This is a genomic window from Agathobacter ruminis (assembly GCF_002735305.1).
Lineage (GTDB): Bacteria > Bacillota > Clostridia > Lachnospirales > Lachnospiraceae > Roseburia > Roseburia ruminis.
In genome coordinates this window covers 1-1584 of sequence record NZ_PDYG01000061.1, presented here as the reverse complement: position 1 = coordinate 1584, position 1584 = coordinate 1, and the positions used below count along the sequence as shown (strand labels likewise).

Here is a 1584-nt window from a genome sequence, read left to right as displayed (position 1 = left end):
CCTACTATTAGTATTAGTCATAGTCTTTCTTTACCTTTTCAATAGGTTCGACTATGCTGTTTAAGATGCTGTGGATTGGTTATTATCCCCTACCGCATAGACGGTTTGAGTAAGGCTCCAACCACAGTCTCTTTGTTTATTTGTTAATCAGTTAGTTACCGCATGACGGTTTATCAAGAAGTAGGTTACGATTGCAAGGAGCCCTGTGGATCTGAAACAGTATCAATACTATTATTAGGGAGGTCCTATATGATCTATGTAGGAATTGATGTCGCTAAAGACAAACACGATTGCATTATCAAAAACTCTGTTGGGGAAGTTGTTTTCAAAACATTCACCATCAAAAACAATCTCGATGGGTTCACTGATCTTTATCAAAAGATAGAATCCGTAATGGAAGATGTATCTAAAGTAAAAGTAGGGCTAGAAGCCACCGGACACTATAGCTACAATCTTCTTGGATATCTCGTTGATAAAGGTCTACCCACCTTCGTTATCAATCCGTTACATACCAATCTGTACAGAAAAAGTCTAAGCCTTAGACAGACAAAAACGGATAAAGTAGATGCCAATACGATTGCTTCTATGCTCATGTCAGATGTGAACTTAAAGTCCTACTCTAACACATCGTACCACAACGAAGAACTTAAGTCACTAACCCGCTACCGCTTTGATAAAGTCAAAGAACGGGCAAAACTTAAAACTTCTATCTCTCGTCTTGTCTGTATCCTTTTCCCTGAGTTAGAAAAGCTTGTTCCAACTATACACATGAATTCTGTGTATTCATTGCTTTATGAATTCCCAGGTGCAAAACAAGTGGCAAATGCGCATCTGACAAGACTTTCAAATCTACTGAACGAAGCTTCTAAGGGTCATTATGACAAGAATGTTGCCATAGCATTTCGAGATGCAGCAAGAGCTTCTATTGGCTCAAATATGCCAACGAAATCCCTTGAATTAAAGCATACCATCAAACTGATACGTGAGCTTGATTCCGAGATTAATGAAATTGAAGGAGAAATCAATGCCATTATGGACACCATCAATTCTCCAATCCTTAGCATCCCTGGAATAAGCTATCGCATGGGCGCCATGATAATTGCCGAGATTGGTGACTTTGATAGATTTGACTCTGCAGATAAAATCCTTGCCTATGCAGGTTTATCGCCATCCACATATCAATCTGGACAATTAGATAACTGCCATCCAAGAATGGAAAAGCGTGGTTCCAGATATCTACGATATGCTCTGTTTAACGCCACTATTTACGTCTGCCATTGGGATTCGACATTCAATGCTTACCTTGCAAAAAAGCGAGCCGAAGGAAAGCACTACTATGTTGCTGTATCCCATGCAACGAAGAAGCTCGTGAGACTGATATATCAGCTTGAGAAATCTCATCAGTCATACAACAAAGCAGATTAATTAATTCCATACAATTCTTCTTTCAAGAGCATCTCAGCCGATGCTCTATTTGTCATGCAGTTTTCAAAGTACTGATTGCGATGAATAAGTCATCACCACTTTATTCAAAACATTTCTGTTTTAAAACATTTTTATTGACTTTCTTTAATAGTTAGTCTT

1 protein-coding gene is annotated in these 1584 nt (G+C 38.5%); it reads left to right on the top strand.

The features are described 5' to 3' along the window. The first annotated feature begins 249 nt into the window (after positions 1–249). The gene (locus tag CSX02_RS08315; protein ID WP_099386325.1) at positions 250–1425 is read left to right on the top strand and encodes an IS110 family RNA-guided transposase; all 1176 of its coding nucleotides are present in this window, start codon (positions 250–252) and stop codon (positions 1423–1425) included. The last annotated feature ends 159 nt before the right edge of the window (positions 1426–1584 follow it).